This is a genomic window from Ileibacterium valens (assembly GCF_001945525.1).
GTDB classification, from domain to species: domain Bacteria; phylum Bacillota_I; class Bacilli_A; order Erysipelotrichales; family Erysipelotrichaceae; genus Ileibacterium; species Ileibacterium valens.
Map to the genome: position 1 here is coordinate 61,841 of NZ_MPJW01000260.1, position 20,080 is coordinate 81,920.

Annotated in this window: 16 protein-coding genes; 13 read left to right on the forward strand and 3 right to left on the reverse strand. The window is 41.5% G+C overall.

Annotated features, from left to right (window positions below; genetic code table 11):
* Positions 1-14: 14 nt before the first annotated feature.
* A complete protein-coding gene (locus BO222_RS12045) occupies positions 15-233 on the forward strand; it encodes a hypothetical protein (RefSeq protein WP_075820985.1) in 219 nt (72 codons plus the stop codon).
* A 299-nt stretch (positions 234-532) separates the two neighbouring features.
* Here BO222_RS12045 and BO222_RS12050 read toward each other — a convergent pair whose 3' ends face one another.
* On the reverse strand, positions 533-1,021 hold the full coding sequence (locus tag BO222_RS12050; protein ID WP_075820986.1) for a prolyl-tRNA synthetase associated domain-containing protein: 489 nt from the start codon (positions 1,019-1,021) through the stop codon (positions 533-535).
* 284 nt (positions 1,022-1,305) lie between these two features.
* On the opposite strand from BO222_RS12050, the gene BO222_RS12055 reads away from it, so the two are divergent.
* The 3 genes from BO222_RS12055 to BO222_RS12065 all read left to right on the forward strand — a co-directional run bounded on the left by BO222_RS12055 (position 1,306) and on the right by BO222_RS12065 (position 4,620).
* Entirely contained in the window at positions 1,306-2,307 is a 1,002-nt protein-coding gene (locus BO222_RS12055; RefSeq protein ID WP_075820987.1) for an asparaginase, read from the forward strand.
* 140 nt (positions 2,308-2,447) lie between these two features.
* Entirely contained in the window at positions 2,448-3,350 is a 903-nt protein-coding gene (locus BO222_RS12060; RefSeq protein WP_075820988.1) for a DUF362 domain-containing protein, read from the forward strand.
* A 382-nt stretch (positions 3,351-3,732) separates the two neighbouring features.
* Positions 3,733-4,620: a hypothetical protein gene (locus BO222_RS12065; RefSeq protein ID WP_075820989.1), complete on the forward strand. Its 888-nt coding sequence runs from the start codon at positions 3,733-3,735 to the stop codon at positions 4,618-4,620.
* 309 nt (positions 4,621-4,929) lie between these two features.
* On the opposite strand, the gene BO222_RS12070 is transcribed toward BO222_RS12065, so the two are convergent.
* Together BO222_RS12070 and BO222_RS12075 are read right to left on the reverse strand one after the other, a co-directional pair.
* Entirely contained in the window at positions 4,930-5,823 is an 894-nt protein-coding gene (locus BO222_RS12070; protein WP_075820990.1) for a magnesium transporter CorA family protein, read from the reverse strand.
* A 509-nt stretch (positions 5,824-6,332) separates the two neighbouring features.
* Complete coding sequence (locus tag BO222_RS12075; RefSeq protein ID WP_083647814.1) at positions 6,333-6,791, reverse strand: DUF5684 domain-containing protein; 459 nt, start codon at positions 6,789-6,791, stop codon at positions 6,333-6,335.
* 785 nt (positions 6,792-7,576) lie between these two features.
* On the opposite strand from BO222_RS12075, the gene ilvB reads away from it, so the two are divergent.
* The 9 genes from ilvB (at position 7,577) to BO222_RS12120 (ending at position 19,563) form a co-directional block, all read left to right on the forward strand.
* Positions 7,577-9,265, forward strand: coding sequence for a biosynthetic-type acetolactate synthase large subunit (gene ilvB, locus BO222_RS12080; protein ID WP_075820991.1), 1,689 nt, complete (start codon positions 7,577-7,579; stop codon positions 9,263-9,265).
* The gene (gene ilvN / locus BO222_RS12085) at positions 9,266-9,802 is read left to right on the forward strand and encodes an acetolactate synthase small subunit (protein ID WP_233131262.1); all 537 of its coding nucleotides are present in this window, start codon (positions 9,266-9,268) and stop codon (positions 9,800-9,802) included.
* Positions 9,803-9,928: 126 nt separating this feature from the next.
* A complete protein-coding gene (ilvC, locus tag BO222_RS12090) occupies positions 9,929-10,954 on the forward strand; it encodes a ketol-acid reductoisomerase (protein ID WP_332888872.1) in 1,026 nt (341 codons plus the stop codon).
* 304 nt (positions 10,955-11,258) lie between these two features.
* The gene (ilvD, locus tag BO222_RS12095; RefSeq protein WP_075821008.1) at positions 11,259-12,917 is read left to right on the forward strand and encodes a dihydroxy-acid dehydratase; all 1,659 of its coding nucleotides are present in this window, start codon (positions 11,259-11,261) and stop codon (positions 12,915-12,917) included.
* Positions 12,918-12,937: 20 nt separating this feature from the next.
* Entirely contained in the window at positions 12,938-14,134 is a 1,197-nt protein-coding gene (locus BO222_RS12100; protein WP_075820993.1) for an ATP-binding protein, read from the forward strand.
* 6 nt (positions 14,135-14,140) lie between these two features.
* On the forward strand, positions 14,141-15,337 hold the full coding sequence (gene ilvA / locus BO222_RS12105; RefSeq protein WP_075820994.1) for a threonine ammonia-lyase: 1,197 nt from the start codon (positions 14,141-14,143) through the stop codon (positions 15,335-15,337).
* A gap of 62 nt (positions 15,338-15,399) precedes the next feature.
* Positions 15,400-15,777, forward strand: coding sequence for a RidA family protein (locus tag BO222_RS12110; RefSeq protein WP_075820995.1), 378 nt, complete (start codon positions 15,400-15,402; stop codon positions 15,775-15,777).
* A gap of 538 nt (positions 15,778-16,315) precedes the next feature.
* Entirely contained in the window at positions 16,316-17,875 is a 1,560-nt protein-coding gene (locus tag BO222_RS12115) for a sulfatase-like hydrolase/transferase (RefSeq protein ID WP_075820996.1), read from the forward strand.
* A gap of 317 nt (positions 17,876-18,192) precedes the next feature.
* A complete protein-coding gene (locus BO222_RS12120) occupies positions 18,193-19,563 on the forward strand; it encodes an MATE family efflux transporter (RefSeq protein WP_075820997.1) in 1,371 nt (456 codons plus the stop codon).
* Positions 19,564-20,080: the final 517 nt, after the last annotated feature.

Genomic DNA, 20,080 nt, shown 5'->3' on the forward strand with positions numbered 1-20,080 from the left:
AGAGGATAACTGCTATGAAACCGATTATTGATGAACTTCAAAAAATTAATGTCAGAAAACACGTTGTTACTTCCATCGAGTATGACTGCAAAACCGAAAAAAAGGAAGATGAAGTGTTTGATGCCGTAAGAGATATTTTAAGCAACGACCTGAATTCTTTTTCAAAAATTACTTACGATCTAAGTCCTGCTGATCATAAAGTTAAAGTTGAAGTCATTCAGAATGTTCGCTAGATATTAAAGTCTCAACAATTAAAGTCAAAGAAAAAGAGCTTTTGATTCAGGGAAAATTGAATCAAAGGCTCTTTTTATCGTTTTGAGATAAATCAATCCCTTAACCATGAATTGAAAACTCAGTTAATCTTTGGATAACCAAACTTTTTTCTCAGGGATAAGACCAGTTTTGTTAAAAAACACCATAGTTAGGGGAATTACGGCAATCAGAATCAGCTGAATCATGATTCCGGATACAGAAAATGCTGAGAACATCTGGTGAAATCGATACTCGATTAAATTCCGGGCACTGAAAAAACTCAGAATTGAATCAGATTGACAGAATGGCCATTTTCTTCAAGCAAATGAATCAGATCGTCAGTTTTCAAAGTTACAGTGGCGGTATTGATCATGGGATGACAGGCAATTAATGCTTCATCCTTCAGAAAATCCTCATCCAGATAAAACTGAACATGATAACCGTCAACATTTAGCAGACCAAAAGGAGTAACGGATCCAGGAGTCAGGTGCAGATATTTATCCAGATCTGAAGCAGATGTAAAACTGAGAGATCTGGTTTGGTACTTTTGTTTAAACTCTTTCAGGTTGACTCGTTTATTTCCCCGCACAGTAAGCAAATAGTAATTTCTCTTTTTGTCATCCCGAACGAATAAATTTTTGGCATCCGCTTCAGGATGTGGAAGAGTAAAATCGCGCTCTTCATTCATTAAAAACGTGGCCGGATGACTGGTCAGCTCAAATCTGATGTTATTCTCTTCTAAAAATTGCAAAAGTTCGCTTTGATTCATGAAAACCTCCTCGATGCTAATCTATCAGATACAGAAGCCAAACAGTACAATTACAATATGTCATCGCCTTTGATTCATCTCAGAATAAGGCTGAACTGAAGAAGAAGCAGGCATCTGATATAAAAAAGGCAGTCCATAAAGATGATTAAAGAAAACCAATAACTATTGTTTCAAAAATTTGGCCAAATGCTGTAGCGGATGGACTATGTCTGGCAGGTAAATTAGTCAGACAATCAGTGATATGTAAAAACAGACATGGATGAAGGAAAGGACGGTCAGTTTATATGGAGAATGAAGACAGAAAGAAACCAAAGAAAATTGGATTGATTGCTACTGGTGGAACGATAGCAGGTACAGGCCGTATTGGAGAAACCGCAGAATACAGGGCGGGTACTTTACCAGTTGAATCCATTATTTCCTCGATACCTCAAATCGCAGATCTGGCTGAAATAAAGCAGGTCAACGTATGTACCAAGGATTCGAATGATATCTCAGCTGCTGACATATTCGCAATCAAACAGGCGGCTGAAAAACTTGCAGAGGATCAAGAAGTCGATGGAATCGTGATTACTCATGGAACGGATACGATGGAAGAAACCGCATTTTTGTTAAATCTGGTTCTTGATGTTGATAAACCCATCGTCATTACCGGAGCCATGCGTCCAGCATCAGCTACAAGCGCTGACGGCCCGATGAATCTGTATCAGTCTGTCGCATTAGCCTGTGATTCAAGATGCGCTGGAATGGGCGTTCTTGCGGTGATCAGCGACACGATTTATTCTGGGCGCGATCTGACCAAGATCAATTCAATTAAAACGGATGCCTTTGAAGTAGGTGATCCAGGACCAGTTGGCTATATGCAGGACGATCGAGCTTTTTTGATTCACAGACCTTATCGCAGACATACCATTCATTCCAGATTTTCCAAGGGTCTTGAAGGAATAAGCAAAAAAGTGGAAATCTTTTATGTTCATGAAGATGCTGATCCCAAGCTGCTTGAATATATGCTTAAAAACTATGATGGAGTTGTTATCGCAGGAACAGGAGCCGGGAACTATTCTTCAAAAATCCAAAACGTAATTGAAAGTTATGAAGGACCGGCAAAAATTGTCCGCAGCTCCCGTCTGATTGAAGGAGCGGCCTTTGATTCGAAAATTTTTGATCCCGATCAAAAAACTATTCCGGCCCATCGCCTTTCTCCTCACAAAGCAAGGATTTTACTGATGTTAGGTCTGTCGCAAAACTTAAAAATGGAAGAGCTGCGGCAGCTGTTTCTCGAATATTGATCAAATTATCACTTCTTCCAGCGGATGATTTTTTGGTATGGATTGCTTAGGAACGCAGAAAATGGTCTGTTGTTGTTTTAAAACAGATTGAGTATAATTTGTTAATAGAGATAGAGAAGTAAAAGAAAGGGCTAATTAAAATGGAAAAATCGAAAGTTTATTTTACAGGTGATACCGGAAGTAAAGCGTTGGTTAAGCTGTACAAGAAACTCGGTAAGGAACTAAAAGGTAATATTGCTGTAAAACTTCACTCCGGAGAACGAGGGAATCAGAACTTCCTGCGTCCTGAATTTGTAAAACCAATCATTGATGAAGTGAATGGAACTGTTGTGGAATGCAATACAGCTTATGGACATGACAAAGGAGGGGCCAGATTCAATACCAATTCTCATATGCAGGTCATGAAGGAACATGGATGGACCGAAAACTTTGATGTGGATATTCTTGATTCCGAAGGACCAGACAAAGTTCTCGAAATTCCGAATGGTAAAATCATCCGAGAAAACTATGTGGGAAAGGACATTGATAAATACAATTCAATGCTTGTTCTCTCCCATTTTAAAGGACACCCAATGGGTGGTTTTGGAGGCGCTTTAAAGCAGCTTTCGATTGGTGTTGCCTCTTCGAATGGAAAATGCTGGATTCATTCAACCGGGAAGTCTAAAGACATGAAAAACTGCTGGCAAATTCCAGTAAAACAGGATGAATTCCTTGAAGCCATGGCAGATGCAGCTGAATCTGTAAATAATTACTTCAAAGACAATATCGTTTATATCAATGCGGTGGTTAATCTTTCGGTAGACTGCGATTGCTGCCATGTTGCTGAAGATCCATGTATGAAAGATATTGGAATTTTGATTTCAACCGATCCAGTCGCAATTGATCAGGCTTGCCTTGATCTGGTTTACAATTCCAAAGATCCAGGCCGAGATCATTTTGTAGAACGCGTAGAATCGAGAAATGGGCGTCATACAGTAGAAGCAGCTGAAGCTCTTGGCTTTGGAAGCCGCGACTATGAACTGATCAATATTGATGAAGAATAACTTCACTGATTACAAACGGCTAGTCTGAAGTGATTTTCTTCGGTTGTCATTGATTCATTGAAAATCGGCTTTCAGATCAAGCCGCTGGTTGTATATTCAACAAGCAAAATTTTAAATCATTCAGAGCGGTTTTAGATCTTAATGAGTTGATAGGAAACCGTTCTGGAAAAATTAACATTATATTCAACACTCCTGAAAAGAATCGATATAGTATTCTTACAGGAGTTTTTTTCTGTTTAGAAATATATTCTGAACTTGATTTTAAGGTGCAGTAAATGAAAACTTCTGTATCTGACTGGTGAAAAATGATAGTCAGTGTTTATGAAAAAACAAAAGTAAAACCATGCAAAATAAGATGTTTTATAAACTTTGAGGAGATTTTATGAATAGAGATAATGATAAAAAGATTTTTATGATTCTGCTGATCCTCTTTTTAATGATTGGGTCAATTTTTTCTTTTCCGCTGTTTTCATTATTCTTTGGAACGATTCCAGTGCTGGTAGGAGTTGCGGCGATTATTCTGATCTTAACTCTGGTTGGCAAGAATTCATCAAATCCCAGAGTTCGGTATCAAAGTGATCAATTCTCTGATCATTTCAAAAGGGAGCTAAAGGAAGCAGGAAAACATGCCGGTAAAGCAACCGTCTCATTAGGAAAAGAAGTATCCAGAAAACTGCGTGAAGAAATTGCTAAAAACCAGGAATTAAAAAAGTCTCAGAAGTATGGTCAGTCCAGAACAAAACAGGATTTTTCTGACTATGGCTCTTATGATCAGAAGCTGAATAAGGAGCCAAAAACGCCTGACTGGAGTTCATTTCAGACTGAAAGATCCAGGAGCCGGCCGCAAATTCCTCATCCATTTTATACCAGCTCCATTCAGGAACTCGAAAATGACATACAGGTAATTTCTTCAAGAAAGGATAAGGTCTATCAGCTGCTTGATGATCTTTTTGGCAACAGTAAGATCACCATTACCCGTTATCGTCAGGTCATTGACAGCTCCGAAAAAACACTTCAGATGAATTTGAATGAAGCGAAAAAAGCTATTAATCTCTTTGATGAGTATGCAGTACCGACACCAGAACATCAGGCGATTATCCAAAAATTTGTTGATAACTCAGAAGATATCGTAGAAAGCTTTGAAAAGGTGGTTCTCGAACTTCTTGAACTCCAGCAAAATCGAACATTCTCCGCCAGTGATCATCTTGATGAAAACCTTGATGAACTGGCTAGAACAACAAGGTACTACCGGGATGGTTCTGCTCATTAAACCTGTAAATGATCTGGTCCATTCGGTTTGATTGATTTCCTATCCGGTCTGAATCTTTGCTAAGAGATGGCATGTTCTTAATCAGAAAATAATGAATATTACGAATAACTCTCGGTCCGGTATAGTTTGGACCGAGAGTTATTTTTGCAAATGAAATTTTTATTATTTATGCCGATATAATCTCAAAGACTCACTAAGACTCTCGGCAGCTCTTAAGCGGCTAAAATTCATTCAGCGAGCGATGAGATACTATGCAAATATGGATTGAACGAACTGTTTGTGACTAAAAACAAAACCTTCCTGAAGCTGTTATTTATGAAATATTTTCCATTTTTTGATAACGATAATCTGTCCTAGAGTCAGAATGAGGCAGAATACGATTACCCCAGGATAACCCCATGGTTCCTTGAGTAAATGCATGTTGACAAAGTTCATGCCAAACCATCCGGTGATGAATGTGAGTGGTGTGAATATCGATGTAACGATCGTCAGAAGATTAACAAGATCATTCTGACGTTCCGAAAGTTTTGCCTGTTTCATATCTAGAATCTGAGTCAGCGATTCCTTCTGAGTGTGAGTCAGAGAGGCGAGATGATTCACCCGTTGGATATAAAGTGAAAGCAAGTTCTGAGCAATTTTATCACCAGACTGTATAGCGGCCTGATCAATCGTTTCTGCCATGTTGGTCAGCTGTTCATAATAAACGTATAGCGCATTTAATTCATTACGCATGTACAGGAAATCTTTACTTGCATTATCAGCGTTTTCCTGATCCATTCGAAGTGCTAAATCATTCAGTGTTTTTTCGTATCCCTGTAAGGTATACAGGTCTTCTCGAATCAGGGACTCCATAAAATCAAGAAGAAAGACAAGTGGAGATTTGATTTCATCATCATACTCTTCGAGCATCTTTCTGACTTTCTTTTCGACTTTGGATCCTTCATCAATAAAGTAGAGTCTGTCAGGAGTCAGGCAAAACGCAAAGATGTTTCGTGAGATCTGCAGATTTTTTTTGGATGGGATGATGAACGTCCCATAGATGAGCCCGTGATAATTTGATGCCTGGCAGAATTCAGGATGACTGATCACTTTGAAAAGATGATGAACACTGCAGATGTCAGGTTCTTTTTTCTGGAATTCTTCCAGCCCGAGTATTTCAATCAGATTTTCACCGGCATAAATTGGTGTTTCTTGGTTTTCCAAAAGATATCCTCTCTTAATCTTCCTGTTGATGAAACGACAGGTTTACAATCAATTCTAATTGTGGTTCTGATGTTAGAATATCACGGTTTCTTTTCTTTGGAGATAAAGCTGTCTGAATGATGATGATCAATAGCTCACATAGGAATTCGAAGCAGAAAAATAGTTCCAGCCGGAGAACTTTTTTCAATTTCAAGCGAAATAGCCAATTGTCTGCATAAAGTTGCTGCAATACTCAGTCCCAATCCATAATGTCCATTTCTATTTCTGGATTGATAAACCATATAAAGTGGTTTGAAAATCTTAATGACTATTTAAAGATAGATGTAGTTTCTCTGACAGTAAAAAACTCCCATTTTTATCTGGGAGTTTTTTTGTTAAACAAGTAAAGCCTTATAAGTAATGAAAGTGATTCAGCCTTTCATGAAGGCCTGCCGTGAATGATTAAAACCTTTTTTAATCATACGATATAGGGTAAATAGACGAGAAGGGTCCTAATTCGTACATTATTTCTAGTATCTGCGGTAGAAAGAGCGGTACTGAGAATCACCGAATCCAAGAATAATGATAAACAGAGGGTTCAGGAAGATCAGTCCAAGAGCAAAGCCAAAACCATGTCCAAAGTTCACTGAAATTCCATACCACATATCGGCCAGAAGCAAGGCAGCGATCAGGCTGAAGATCGTGCTGACAGCACCTAACAGAAAGAAAATGGCCAGATTAGACATCCAGGCAAACAGCCCGGATAACAATAGGCTTCCTCCCCACAGCCAGAACATGGATTCCTTATTTGCTATTTTGAAGCAAATGTACAGGTTATAAATTGGAATAATCGCTTTCCATCCTTCCTCTCCGGCTTTTCTGAAAGTCTGAAACAATCCGCATGCCAGCAGGATGTACCAGATAAAACCGAAGAAACCATAGTAATTATTCCAAGGAAGCGAGGTATAAATATTCGCAGTAAATGTCATAGTAATCAGTCCTTTCCTGCATCTATTGTATCGCACGAGTTGTTATTCATTCTTACATTGGACTAGGTCGAAAAGAGTTAGGAAAAAGAAGGTAAAAAAGCACAGGTAAAAAGAAACGAAGCAGAGAAGGAAAACAAAGACCAGACAGCTTTAAAAAAGCATAAAAAAAGAAGAGGTCCCAATCGTCTTTACTCTGCACTTTGAAGAGCAGCAAGTCTGATTCTGCAATCAGCAGCACGGAACCTCTGTATTCGAGAACAGTTTTACCTGTTTCGTGAATTCATAATACACCCGCTGTGTTCAGATGGATTTTTAATGCTCAGATATTATGATTTGATGGATCTGAAGATTGGTTGAAAAGCTGAGACTTATTGGCAGACCGGAATATAAAACTGGTGATGATTTTTTGATTGGCGAAGGGATCAATGAGCTGGTTTCATACCTCATATGTTCTCTGCATTACAATCAGTAGATCTTAAAAAAACTAATGTGATAATTTTAAAGTCCATGGAAGTCGATCTGGCATGATCATTATCTCGTTTAATTGATAGAACATCTATTTTTGGATTGGATAAAAAAGCAAACGAATAGATCATGGATGACTTAATGAAAACAAAATGAAACAAAATGAAAAATGAAAACAGAGTTTTCAGAAAATCGTTGATTTTGGGAATTCCTTGTGATATAAAGAACGGGAACTCTTTTGAATCGAAAGTAAATTTGTAATCAAATACGCAGTTTTATCATCCGGTTCAGAAGAAATCATCAAAAGAAGGAAGAATTTTATGTTAATGACAGGCGCCGATATTGTTGTTGAGACATTAATTGAGCAGGGTGTCAAAACAGTCTTCGGATATCCCGGAGGTCAGGTCATTGATCTGTATGATGCGCTGTTTAAAGCCAGACACCGTCTGAACCATGTACTCAGTTCACATGAGCAGCATGCGGCTCATGCTGCAGATGGCTATGCAAGAGCCACAGGAGAAACTGGGGTAGTCATTGCGACTTCCGGACCAGGAGCAACCAACCTGGTAACAGGAATTGCAACAGCCTATCTGGATTCTGTTCCAATGGTCGCCATTACCGGAAATGTCGGCCGTTCTCTGATTGGCCGGGATTCCTTTCAGGAATGCGATATAACCGGGATCACGCTTCCCATCACGAAGCATAACTTCATGGTGCAGGATGTAGCAGACCTAGCCAATACAATTCGTGAGGCTTTCAAAATAGCAAGAAGCGGCAGACCGGGTCCGGTGCTGGTAGATATTCCAAAAGATATTCAGGCAGCGATCCATGAGTTTGAACCATTTGAACAGGTGACTCCTGAAGAAAATGATCTTGCAGAAGATGAAGAGATCCTGAGTGCCGTCCAAATGATTGAAGAGTCTAAACGTCCATATATTTATATGGGGGGTGGAGCACTTCGGGCAAATGTTGAAAATGAAATCATTGAGCTGGCGGATTGTATTGATGCACCGATTGGAACCACTTTAATGGGAATTTCGGTGGTTCCCTGCGATCATCCCCGCTATCTCGGAATGGAAGGGATGCATGGACATTTTGCAAGCAGCCGTGCTCAGCATGATGCGGATCTGATCATCTGTCTTGGGGCTCGCTTTTCGGATCGGGCTACTGGAAATGTAGCTAAATATGCTCCAAAAGCAAAAATCATTCATATTGACATCGATGCTGCTGAGCTCAATAAGAATGTGAATGTTGAATTGGGCATCGCTGGAGATATGAAAGATGCACTCAGGCGGATTATTGATCAGCTGGAAACGGTCGAGCGTCCGGCCTGGCAAAAGAGAATTGCAGAATTCAAGGCAATGCAGCAGGCTCAGTTCGAAAGGGTAGAAAACCAGAAAGAATTGACTCCTTTTGCCCTGATTAATGAAATTTCGAAATATGCAGATCCATCGACTCCAATTGTGACTGACGTTGGTCAGCATCAGATGTGGGTCGCTCAGTACTTCCCATTTAAGATGCCGCGAACGTTTATTACATCCGGTGGACTTGGGACTATGGGATTTGGACTGGGGGCTGCCATTGGAGCAAGCCTGGGTACAGGCAAACGAACGATCTTATTTACCGGGGATGGCAGCTTTGGCATGAATCTGAATGATCTGGCGACCGTATTTGCCAATCAGGTTCCTGTAGTCATCGTGGTCCTGAACAACAGGGTCTTGGGAATGGTTCGTCAGTGGCAGACTCTGTTCTATGACGCTCATTATTCTCATACGAATCTTGATGCAAGGCAAAGTGACTTTGTAAAGATCGCTGAAGCGTTTGGTATTCCGGCATTCCGCATTTCTTCACTTGAAGAACTACCGGAAACAGCCGCCAAAGCGATGGCGAAATCTGGACCTGTTCTGATTGAAGCAGAAATTGGACGAAACGAATTTGTTTTGCCGATGCTTCCTCCAGGAGGAAGTATGGATCAGATCATCACAGATATTGAGGAACAGGAGGCATAAATGATGGAACATTTTGAAATTGCATGCCTCGTCCGAAACTCCGCAGGAGTACTGACGCGTGTTTCTTCAATGTTTACCCGTCGGGGATTCAACATTAATTCCCTGGCGGTTGGTCCTACAGAAGATCCGGCATTATCCAGAATTACGATCTCTGTAAACGGGGATGAAAACATTCGATCTCAATGCATCAAGCAGCTTCGAAAGCTCTACGATGTCAAGGATGTCAAGGAAATGATATCGGAAGAAAGGGTAGGCCGTGAGCTTGCCTTGATCAAGCTGAAAAATCTCCCGGAAACCCGAAGTGATATCGTTTCGGCTGTTGATATCTTCCGATGCAAGATTATCGACTTCTCACCAAGTACATTATGTGTAGAGATCACAGGTGAACCATCCAAGATCAACGCCTTTATTACGGTTGTTGAACCTTATGGAATACTTGAAATGTGCCGTTCGGGTCTGGTGGCGTTGCAAAGAGGATGCAGCTATCTCAATGAAGATATTGATTTTCGAACTGCAAACAATGAGGCCAGACAATAAACCCCGGATATTTTCAAGGAGATTTAATCCAGAAATCTTTGAATGAAATCTATAAAGAATAAAATCGAAAGAAATTTCGAACAAGATATAAAGCATTGATTCTGTCAGCAGGCAGAACACGAAAGGATAGTTATGGAAAACAGAATTTTTTACCAGCAGGATTGCGATCTCAACAAACTGAATGGAAAAAAAGTTGCCATCATCGGTTATGGATCACAGGGACATGCCCACGCTCTGAATCTTAAGGATTCAGGAGTTGATGTTGTCGTTGGACTTTACGAAGGAAGCAAATCTGCTGCCAAAGCCCGTGAGCAGGGTCTTGAAGTGATGAGTGTAGCGGATGCCACAAAGGCAGCTGACATCATCATGGTCCTTATTCCTGATGAAAAGCAGAAAGCCGTATACGAAGCTGAAATCAAACCAAACCTGAGCGCAGGTAAAACACTCGCATTTGCTCATGGTTTCAATATTCATTTTGGACAGATCGTTCCGCCAGAAGATGTAAATGTTATCATGATCGCTCCAAAAGGTCCTGGACATACTGTACGTTCCGAATATCTGGCCAATAAAGGTGTTCCATCACTGATTGCCGTTGAACAGGACGCTACTGGAGACGCTCAGGATTTAGGACTGGCTTATGCAGCGGGTATTGGGGCTTCAAGAGCCGGTGTTCTTGAAACGACATTCCGTACTGAAACTGAAACAGACCTTTTCGGTGAACAGGCTGTTTTATGCGGAGGTGTTGTAGCCTTAATGCAGGCAGGTTTTGAAACTCTTGTTGAAGCAGGCTACGATCCACGAAATGCATATTTTGAATGTATTCATGAAATGAAACTGATCGTTGATCTGATTTATCAGTCCGGTTTTGAAGGAATGCGTTATTCCATTTCGAATACGGCTGAATATGGAGATTACATCACTGGCGAAAAGATCATCACTGACGATACCAAAAAAGCGATGAAGAAAATCCTTAAGGACATCCAAGATGGAACATTCGCAAAAGACTTCCTGCTTGATATGTCTGAAGCTGGAGGACAGGCTCACTTCAAAGCGATGCGTAAAATCGCTAAGGAACATCCAAGTTCAAAAGTCGGCGAAGAAATCAGACAGTTATACAGCTGGGCTGACGAAGACAAACTGGTTAATAACTAATCCATTTTGTAAAAATACGTTTGAAAAACCGTTGAGTTGTTTACTGAAAACGGTCAATACCATTCAGAAAAACCCGCAATGCGGGTTTTTCGTGCATTTATAGAAAGTATTAAAGAAAATACGGTTCAAACAGATGAATAATGAAATTCAGATGTCTGTTTAGAAGAAAGCAGGCGCATGATTTTTGTATGAATAGAGTCCATCCGATAAGATAAACCAATCGGAAGGTCTGACCTTCTGTCCTACCTTTAAGGGACATTCATCTGTTCTGAACTCCTTGAAAAATTGGAAGAGGAAATAGATGATGAACAGTGATGCTATGAAAAAGGGCTTTGATAAAGCCCCCCAGCGCTCTTTGCTTCATGCGCTTGGATTAACAGAAGAAGAAATCAATCGTCCACTGATCGGTATTGTTTCCAGTCAGAATGATATTGTTCCAGGACATATGAATCTGGATAAAATTGTCGAAGCAGCAAAAGTCGGAGTGGCCATGGCAGGAGGAACCCCGATCGTCTTTCCAGCGATTGCAGTATGCGATGGAATTGCGATGGGCCATAATGGAATGCGCTATTCACTGGTTACCCGTGATCTGATTGCGGATTCAACGGAAGCAATGGCTTTAGCCCATGCCTTTGACGGCCTGGTGATGGTTCCTAACTGTGACAAAAACGTTCCTGGATTATTGATGGCAGCTGCCCGGTTAAATATTCCAACTATTTTTGTTTCAGGCGGGCCAATGCTGGCAGGACGAATTGACGGCCATAAGACCTCGCTTTCAAGTATGTTTGAGGCGGTTGGTGCCTATAAAGCAGGAAAGATTGATTTAAAAAAGCTTAAGGAATATGAATTAAATACCTGCCCTTCCTGCGGCAGCTGCTCAGGAATGTATACGGCTAATTCTCACAACTGCCTGACTGAAGTGCTTGGAATGGGATTAAAAGGAAACGGTACGATTCCAGCTGTCTATTCAGCTCGTATTGAGCTGGCTAAAAAAGCAGGAATGCAGGTCATGGAACTTGTAAAGCAGAACATTCGTCCAAGAGACATCATGACCAAAGAGGCCATTGAAAATGCGCTGACTGCCGATATGGCTTTAGGCTGTTCTACAAACTCAATGCTGCATTTACCAGCGATTGCCCATGAATGCAAAATTGATATTGATCTGGATCATGTCAATGAAATTTCTGAAAAGACGCCAAATCTTTGCCATTTAGCACCAGCAGGTCCGACTTATATGGAAGATCTCAATGCAGCCGGCGGAGTTTATGCGGTATTAAAACAGCTTGAAGATGCTGGACTGATTCATGGGGATGTGATGACTGTAACTGGAAAAACCCTTCATGAAAATATTCAGGATGCGAACAATCTGAATCCGGAAGTCATTCGGACGGTAGATAATCCCTATACAGCGACCGGTGGACTTGCCGTCTTAAAAGGAAATCTTGCGCCGGATGGATGCGTGGTTAAACGCTCAGCGGTAGCCCCGGAAATGCTTGTCCACGAAGGTCCGGCGGTTGTCTTTAATTCAGAAGAAGAAGCTATTGCTGGAATTTTTGGCGGTAAGGTAAAGGCTGGAGATGTTGTGGTGATCCGCTATGAAGGTCCAGCAGGCGGACCAGGAATGCGCGAGATGCTTTCACCCACTTCAGCGATCGCAGGAATGGGTCTCGATAAGGAAGTTGCCCTGATTACTGATGGCCGTTTTTCCGGTGCCACGCGCGGAGCAGCCATCGGACATATTTCACCGGAGGCAGTTTCTGGCGGTCTGATCGCTTATGTAAAGGATGGAGACCTGATTTCCATTGATATTCCGAATTATTCAATTACCCTTAAAGTAGATGATGCAGAAATTGAACAGCGGAAAAAAGAAATGCCGATTCAGAAGAAAGAGCATGTTGAAGGATATCTCAGACGTTATGCTTCACTGGTATCCTCCGCTGACAAAGGAGCAATTCTTCCATAATAAAAAGGAGCGATTACGCAATGAGTATTTCTTTAGGACAGCGGCTTCGAGAGCTGGCCGTCTTTGCCGGGCTTCGTGAAGATCCGGTCATTGACGCATTTTTTAATCTGATCGGTTCATCTGAAAGACAGGAATCCATGGAGTCAGTCAGAGGACGTTTCTGTTATTTTGCAGGCAAACTTTATGCAGCTGGATATACAGACTGGACCGATTATCTGCGCCATAAGGTTTTGTGTATGCCAACCTGCTGCTCGGATTTTGCCAGTCAGGATCATGAAATACCCTCCTATATGCTCGATGCCGCGATGAATGAACTGGCATCCTTAGCACAGGCTGGATCCCTGAATTCAGAATTTTTCTTTGATGATCCGACCATGCCTGCTTTTTCAGCCCATGAATGCGATCTGCAGGGAGACTACCTCAATCGTCTGATGCATGTCTCAGAATATGGTTTTGGGATTTTTGCTGAATATCGAATGTTTCGTGTTGAGCAGCTTGATGGCGAGATCCGTCTTAAACCAATTGCTCATCCAGACCCGGTAACATTCAATGATTTATATGGATATCAGTCTCAGCATGAAGAAGTGATCGATAATTCAATGGTTTTACTCAATAATCAGACCGCCAGCAACATTCTTCTTTATGGAGATGCAGGGACAGGTAAATCAGCGACGGTTAAAGCGACTGTCAATCTGCTCTATCCGCAGGGACTGCGGTTGATTGAAGTTCGAAAAAACCAGCTTGAACTTCTTCCTGAACTTCTTGAAGAGCTGTCAGTGAATCCTTTAAAATTCATCATTTTCATCGATGATCTGTCCTTTCAGGAAAATGATGATGAATTTTCAGCCCTCAAGGCTGTTTTAGAAGGAACGGTTTCAGCCAGAAGTCAGAATGTGGTTATCTATGCCACCAGCAACAGACGTCATATTGTCAGAGAAACGTTCTCGGACCGCGGTGGGGATGATGTTCACCGCAATGATACGATGCAGGAGACAATTTCCTTATCGGATCGTTTTGGAATGAGAATACTGTTTGAAAAACCAAGTATTCAGGAATATAGAAATATCGTTTTACAGCTCGCCAAGGCTTATAAAATCGATATGGATGAGGATCGGCTGATGCTCAAAGCAGAGCAGTTTGCCTTACGCAAGAGCGGAAGGTCGGCCAGAGCGGCCCGCCAGTTTATAGAACAGCTGGCTGTTAGACAGGAGAAATAGAATTTCATGTTAACACTCGACAAGATCTATCATGCCAGATATATCCTTAAGGATACAGCTCGAATGACAGATCTGATTTACGCCCCAAAAATCAAGAAAGGACTTAACGTTTATCTGAAAACTGAGAATCTTCAGAATACAGGTTCCTTTAAGCTGCGAGGGGCTTATTACAAGATTTCACAACTCACAGAAGAAGAAAAAAGCCATGGTGTCGTAGCCTGTTCCGCTGGAAATCATGCACAGGGCGTAGCCCTTGCTGCTAAGCAGGCTAAGATTCCTGCCATCATCTGCCTTCCAGAAGGAGCTCCAATTTCAAAAGTAGAAGCAACCAGAAGCTATGGAGCCGATGTACGTCTGGTACCTGGTGTTTATGACGATGCGTATGGAGAGGCCCTTCGGCTTGAAAGCGAACATGGTTATACATTTATTCATCCATTTAATGATGAACTTGTCATTGCCGGACAGGGAACCATTGGTCTTGAAATTCTTGACCAGATTGAAGATGCAGATGCGGTAGTTGTTCCTGTTGGCGGAGGGGGATTAATTTCTGGAGTTGCCTATGCCATTAAACAGCTCAGGCCGGATATCAAAGTCTACGGCGTTCAGTCTGAAGGGGCTGCAAGCATGGCAGCCAGTCTGAATGAAGAAAAAATTGTCTGCCTTGACGAAGTCATTACCATTGCCGATGGGATCAAGGTCAAAGAGCCGGGGGATAATACATTCAGTCTGGTTCGTGACTATGTTGACGATATTGTTACCGTGAATGATGATGAAATCGCAACCGCCATTCTGACTCTGATTGAACAGCATAAGCTGATCACTGAAGGGGCGGGGGCAGTTCCAGTCGCCGCGGTGATGTTTGATAAAATTCCGGCTGAACATAAGAACGTGGTCTGTGTTCTATCCGGAGGAAATATTGACGTAACAATCCTTTCAAAAGTCATTGAACGCGGTCTGATGAAATCCGGACGCAGCGACACACTGGTGATTCGTCTTGAAGATAAGCCGGGTCAGCTTTCTCAGGTTTCAACCCTTCTTGCCAGTCTTGGAGCCAATGTAGATTCTGTATTTTATGAGAAGGCGAGTGAAGGAACATCGATTACGGATTGCGTCCTTCGAATTAACGTTGAAACCCGCAACCATGAACATATCGGATTTATCCGGGATGCATTAAAAGAGCAGGGGTTCATGCTGTTAGACTGATCAGACTGTTGAAAAAACAGGATGAGATAAGCAATTCGAAATATTTAACGAGAGGGAAAACGATGAACAAAGTACATACGGACCTGGCGCCAGCTGCTGTAGGTCCATATTCTCAGGCTGTTAAAGTCAATGGGATGGTTTATTTATCCGGACAGATTCCGATTGATCCGACAACCGGACAGATTGTCGAAGGGGCAATCAGGGAACAGACTCTGCAGGTGATGAAGAATCTGAGCGCTGTTCTGTCTGCTTCAAACAGTGACATGGATCATGTTGTAAAGACGACCTGCTTTTTGGCTGATATTAACGATTTTACTGCTTTTAACGAAGTGTATGCTGAATACTTTGTAAATAAACCAGCCCGCAGCTGTGTAGCAGTCAAGGATATTCCCAAGGGAGTATTTGTTGAAGTCGAATGCATCGCAGTATGCAAAGACTGAAAAACCAAAAAGAAGATCGAAAACAAATTGAAAACTGATCAAAATAAAACAATTACAGATTGTATCTGAGCTGATTCGCTTTTGGAGGGCTCAGGTATAATCTGTTTTTCTTATTTTTCCATTTGTTGGTATCAAACAAAGATTATAGTGAATAAACCTGCTCAGAGCTTTCTTTCTAATTCAATGGATTGAAGTAAGGCAGTCTAGATAGATTTAAAAAGAACTGAGAATGAATAATGTTTGCAATATCAAGGGAAAATGAACATTAGCATAAGAATGAATGGCTGTCTTTCGTGAAAACAGCGCTTACAATTAACAAAGTGGATTCTTAATCAAAGTTTAATCTTTCAGTTTTGATGGATTGATTGTCAGAAGGAAGATCTTTTTGCATAATTGATTTTGCTTTAGACCGTAAATAAAGCATATAGAGTCGATTAATGAAATTAAGACGAATAATTATGTTCTGCCTGTCTAATACCTGGAAGCATTTTTTTATTTAGGCAGGCGTAACACCCGGAAGAAAGGAAGGATTGAATCGATGTGGATATTTACTGCGACTCTCGCCTGGATTCTTTATCTTCTGGTATGTATTGCCGGATATTCAATTTTTTATCTGACTGAAAATGTACAGGTGGCTTCATTTTCACAGCTTCTATACACCCTTCAAGTATCAATGGGAGGAGCTGAAAATACCGTCTGGCAGATAGTAGGCGGCTTTTTTGAAAGAATGTGGCTGCAGGTTCTGTTATCTACTCTGCTTTACGCAGGTTTTCTCTACCTTGCGCTTCGCCGTAAAAAGCGAATTACAAAAAAACAAGATGTACCCTTGATCCTTGAACGGGCAATTTCAGTGATTGGCTGTCTGTGTATCGCATTGAATCTGATGCTTTGCGGTGCCCTCGGAGCTAAACTTCACGAAGGGTATAACCTGCTTGGAATTGGACAGTATCTTGATGAACGAAAGACCATTTCACAGTTGTATGAAAACTATTATCAAAAGCCTTCAGAAGCCCTGATTCAATATCCTGAACAGAAAAAGAATCTGATCTGGATCTATATGGAATCGATGGAGAGTACATATGCAAGCCGCGAAGATGGTGGAACCATGGATGATAATCTGATTCCAAATCTGACCCGAATCGCCAGGGAAAACCAGGACTTTTCAGCAGATGACTCTGATAAAATCAATGGAGGCCGGGTGACAAACGGCTCAAGCTGGACGATTGCTGGAATGGTTTCGCAAAGTTCTGGAACTCCACTCGCTCTTGGAAACGGCGAATTTACAAAAAACTTTGATGAAGAAAATAATTTCATGCCAAATCTTGATACCTTGGGCGATTTATTAATGGAGCAGGGGTATCAGCAGCAGCTTATGGTTGGATCGGAAGCCGCCTACGCCGGTCGGGCAAATTTTTATTCTCAGCATGGGAATTATGAAATTTTTGATCTTCAGACTGCCCGGGATGAAGGCAGAATCCCTCAGAATTATAAAGAATGGTGGGGATTTGAAGATAAGAAGCTGTTTGAATATGCCAAAGAGGCAATTTTAGAAATGGCCGCATCGGATCAGCCATTCAATTTCACGATGCTGACGGCAGATACACACTTTAAAAATGGATACCTGTGCGAAGACTGCAAAGAGCTTTATGATGAACAAATGGAGAATGTGATTCATTGTTCGGATCATCGTGTTGGCGAATTTATCGATTGGATTCAGGCTCAGGATTTCGCTGAGGATACAGTCATTGTATTAAGCGGTGATCATCTGAATATGGATGGTCTGATTCCTGAACTGGTTGATGAAAGGTTTGAACGGAAGGTCTATTTTACAGTGATTAATGGACCTGATGTTGAATGCGCTAAAACTCGTGAATTTACAACTCTTGACATTTTCCCGACGGTTGCAGAAGCGCTCGGAATAGCGATTGAAGGCCATCGATTAGGTCTTGGAACTTCATTATATGGGGATGTTCCGACCTTAAGCGAAGAGCTCGGATTTAATAAATTGAATTCTCAGATTGCGTATCAGTCGAATTATTATAATGAAACATTGCTTGCAGGGGATGATACCAAGGAAGAAGCCGAAGGGACAGAATAGTCACGCAGTGACATTTTGTCATTCGGCTTTTTCTTATGTCTTCCTGGAATTGCTTCGCCTTGAACGTCAAATAAAGTGATTCGAAGATGAACAGGCAGTAGGTAAACAGATAAACCGGAATCCAATTCCTGATTTTGCATAAAGAATTGTTAATTTTTGAAAATTTTGTTTCAAAAGCTTTCGTAGATGTTGAAGTCGATTTTGATCCAAATCAAAATACGTTTTACATATGGATCAGGGGTTTGTTGGTGAATACTGACAGATGATGGAACTGAATTCGATCGGCAAAAAAAAGAAAAGAAAGGCAGGGGTTCAAAATGGAAAACCAGGTTAAAAATATGACGTCCGGGAAGCCTCTCAAACTGATTGTGGGGTTTTCGATTCCGCTGCTGTTTGGGAATATTCTTCAGCAGATGTATAACTTCGTCGATACGCTTGTCGTAGGACGAGGGGTTTCGATGGATGCTTTGGCCGCGGTTGGTCTGACCGGAAGCCTGAACTTTTTAGTTCTCGGTTTTATTATCGGAATGGCACAGGGGGTGAGCATTCAATGTTCACAGTTTTTCGGATCACAGGATTTTGATAAATTAAGAAAAGCCATTACGATGTCATTCATCCTGAACTTTTCGGTAGGGATTATTCTGACTTTCCTGTCGATGAGTTCGGCTAGAATGATGCTGGCCTGGATGAATACTCCCGAGACTCTGATCGCGGATGCCTGGGCATATATAGAAGTTATTTTTGGTGGGATACTGATCTCGCTGTCTTATAATTTTTTATCCGGTATCTTAAGAGCCCTTGGAAACTCAAGAGATCCGCTGATCGCGATGATTATTGCTTTTTTTATCAATACAATACTCGACGTCGTATTTGTCATGGTCTTTGACTGGGGTGTTCTGGGGGCCGCAGCTGCGACCTTAAGTGCTCAATTCTTTTCTGCCATTTACTGCTTCAGCCGGGTAAGAAAGATTGAATTTCTTCGACTGAATAAGCAGGACTGGAAATGGGATGGAGAGCTGTTTAAGCAGTCTTTTCTGCTTTCGCTTCCAGTGGCGTTGATGAATTCCATCACGGCTGTCGGCGTTATTTTCATGCAGACGGCAATCAATGGATTTGGATCTGTTTATATTGCGGCCTATTCAGTGGCTTCAAAGATCCTGATCATTTTTGAACAGGTGGATGTCTCCTTTGGAGCCGGGGCAGGTACCTTTGCAGGGCAGAATCTTGGTGCAATGAAAATTGAACGAATTCGGGTTGGAGTCAGGCAGATCAATTTTTGCCTGATCCTGATTAATTTATCTATCTATGCATCCATGCTGCTTTTTGGAGCTCCGCTGATTGAATTAATGGTTGGAAATCAGCCGGAAGTCATTGATGCGGCAAAAATCTGCATTCAATTCTTATGTCTGTTTTTACCGTTTCTGGGTATTTTATGGATTTATCGAACTTCTCTTCAGTCCATGTCTGATACCTTCTGGCCCATGCTTTCGGGAATCCTCGAATTTGCAGCCAGATCAATCGCATTGTTGATCCTGCCAGGGTGGATTGGGTTTTACGGAGTACTCAGTGCTGAAGTTTCAGCCTGGATTCTCGCGGCCTTAATGCTGGTTGTTGTTTATAAGATTCGGATCAAAAAGCTGAGTCAGCCAGAAGACGGCAGGATGTTTGAAAGTTTAGTCAGAACATAGATCAGGCGACAACCAAAATTGAAATAGTAAACTATAACTGAATGAGTGAGATTGCTGATGAAGGTCTTAATGAACTTTTCCAAGCAACTGTTTAATTGATAATGATTCGCTGCAGGGAAGAACAATCGGTCTGGATCCGTTGTTCTTCCCTGTCTGTTTAACCGTTTATACCCGTGTATGAATTAAAGATGAGAAATTCGGTTTCACAATTTATAGACTGAATTCAAAGCCAGAAACGATTGATCTGACAGATTGGATCTGCGGTGTTGGTTGTATAGAAAATAACACTTATAAAACATAGAAATTTTGTAACCTTTTGAAATTTGCACGGGCTTTTATTCCCGGTTATCCCTGAATACCATCAAAGGCGGAAATCTTCTCTGTGCTCCAGCTTTCCTCTCAGGAAAGTCGGAAACGGAAGATTTCCGCCTTTTGTGATTCTGTTGAACTCAGGCAGCCTGACCTTTCAGGCTGAACCTGTTCTGGATCTCTTCAGCCCATGGCAGCAGACTTTCCA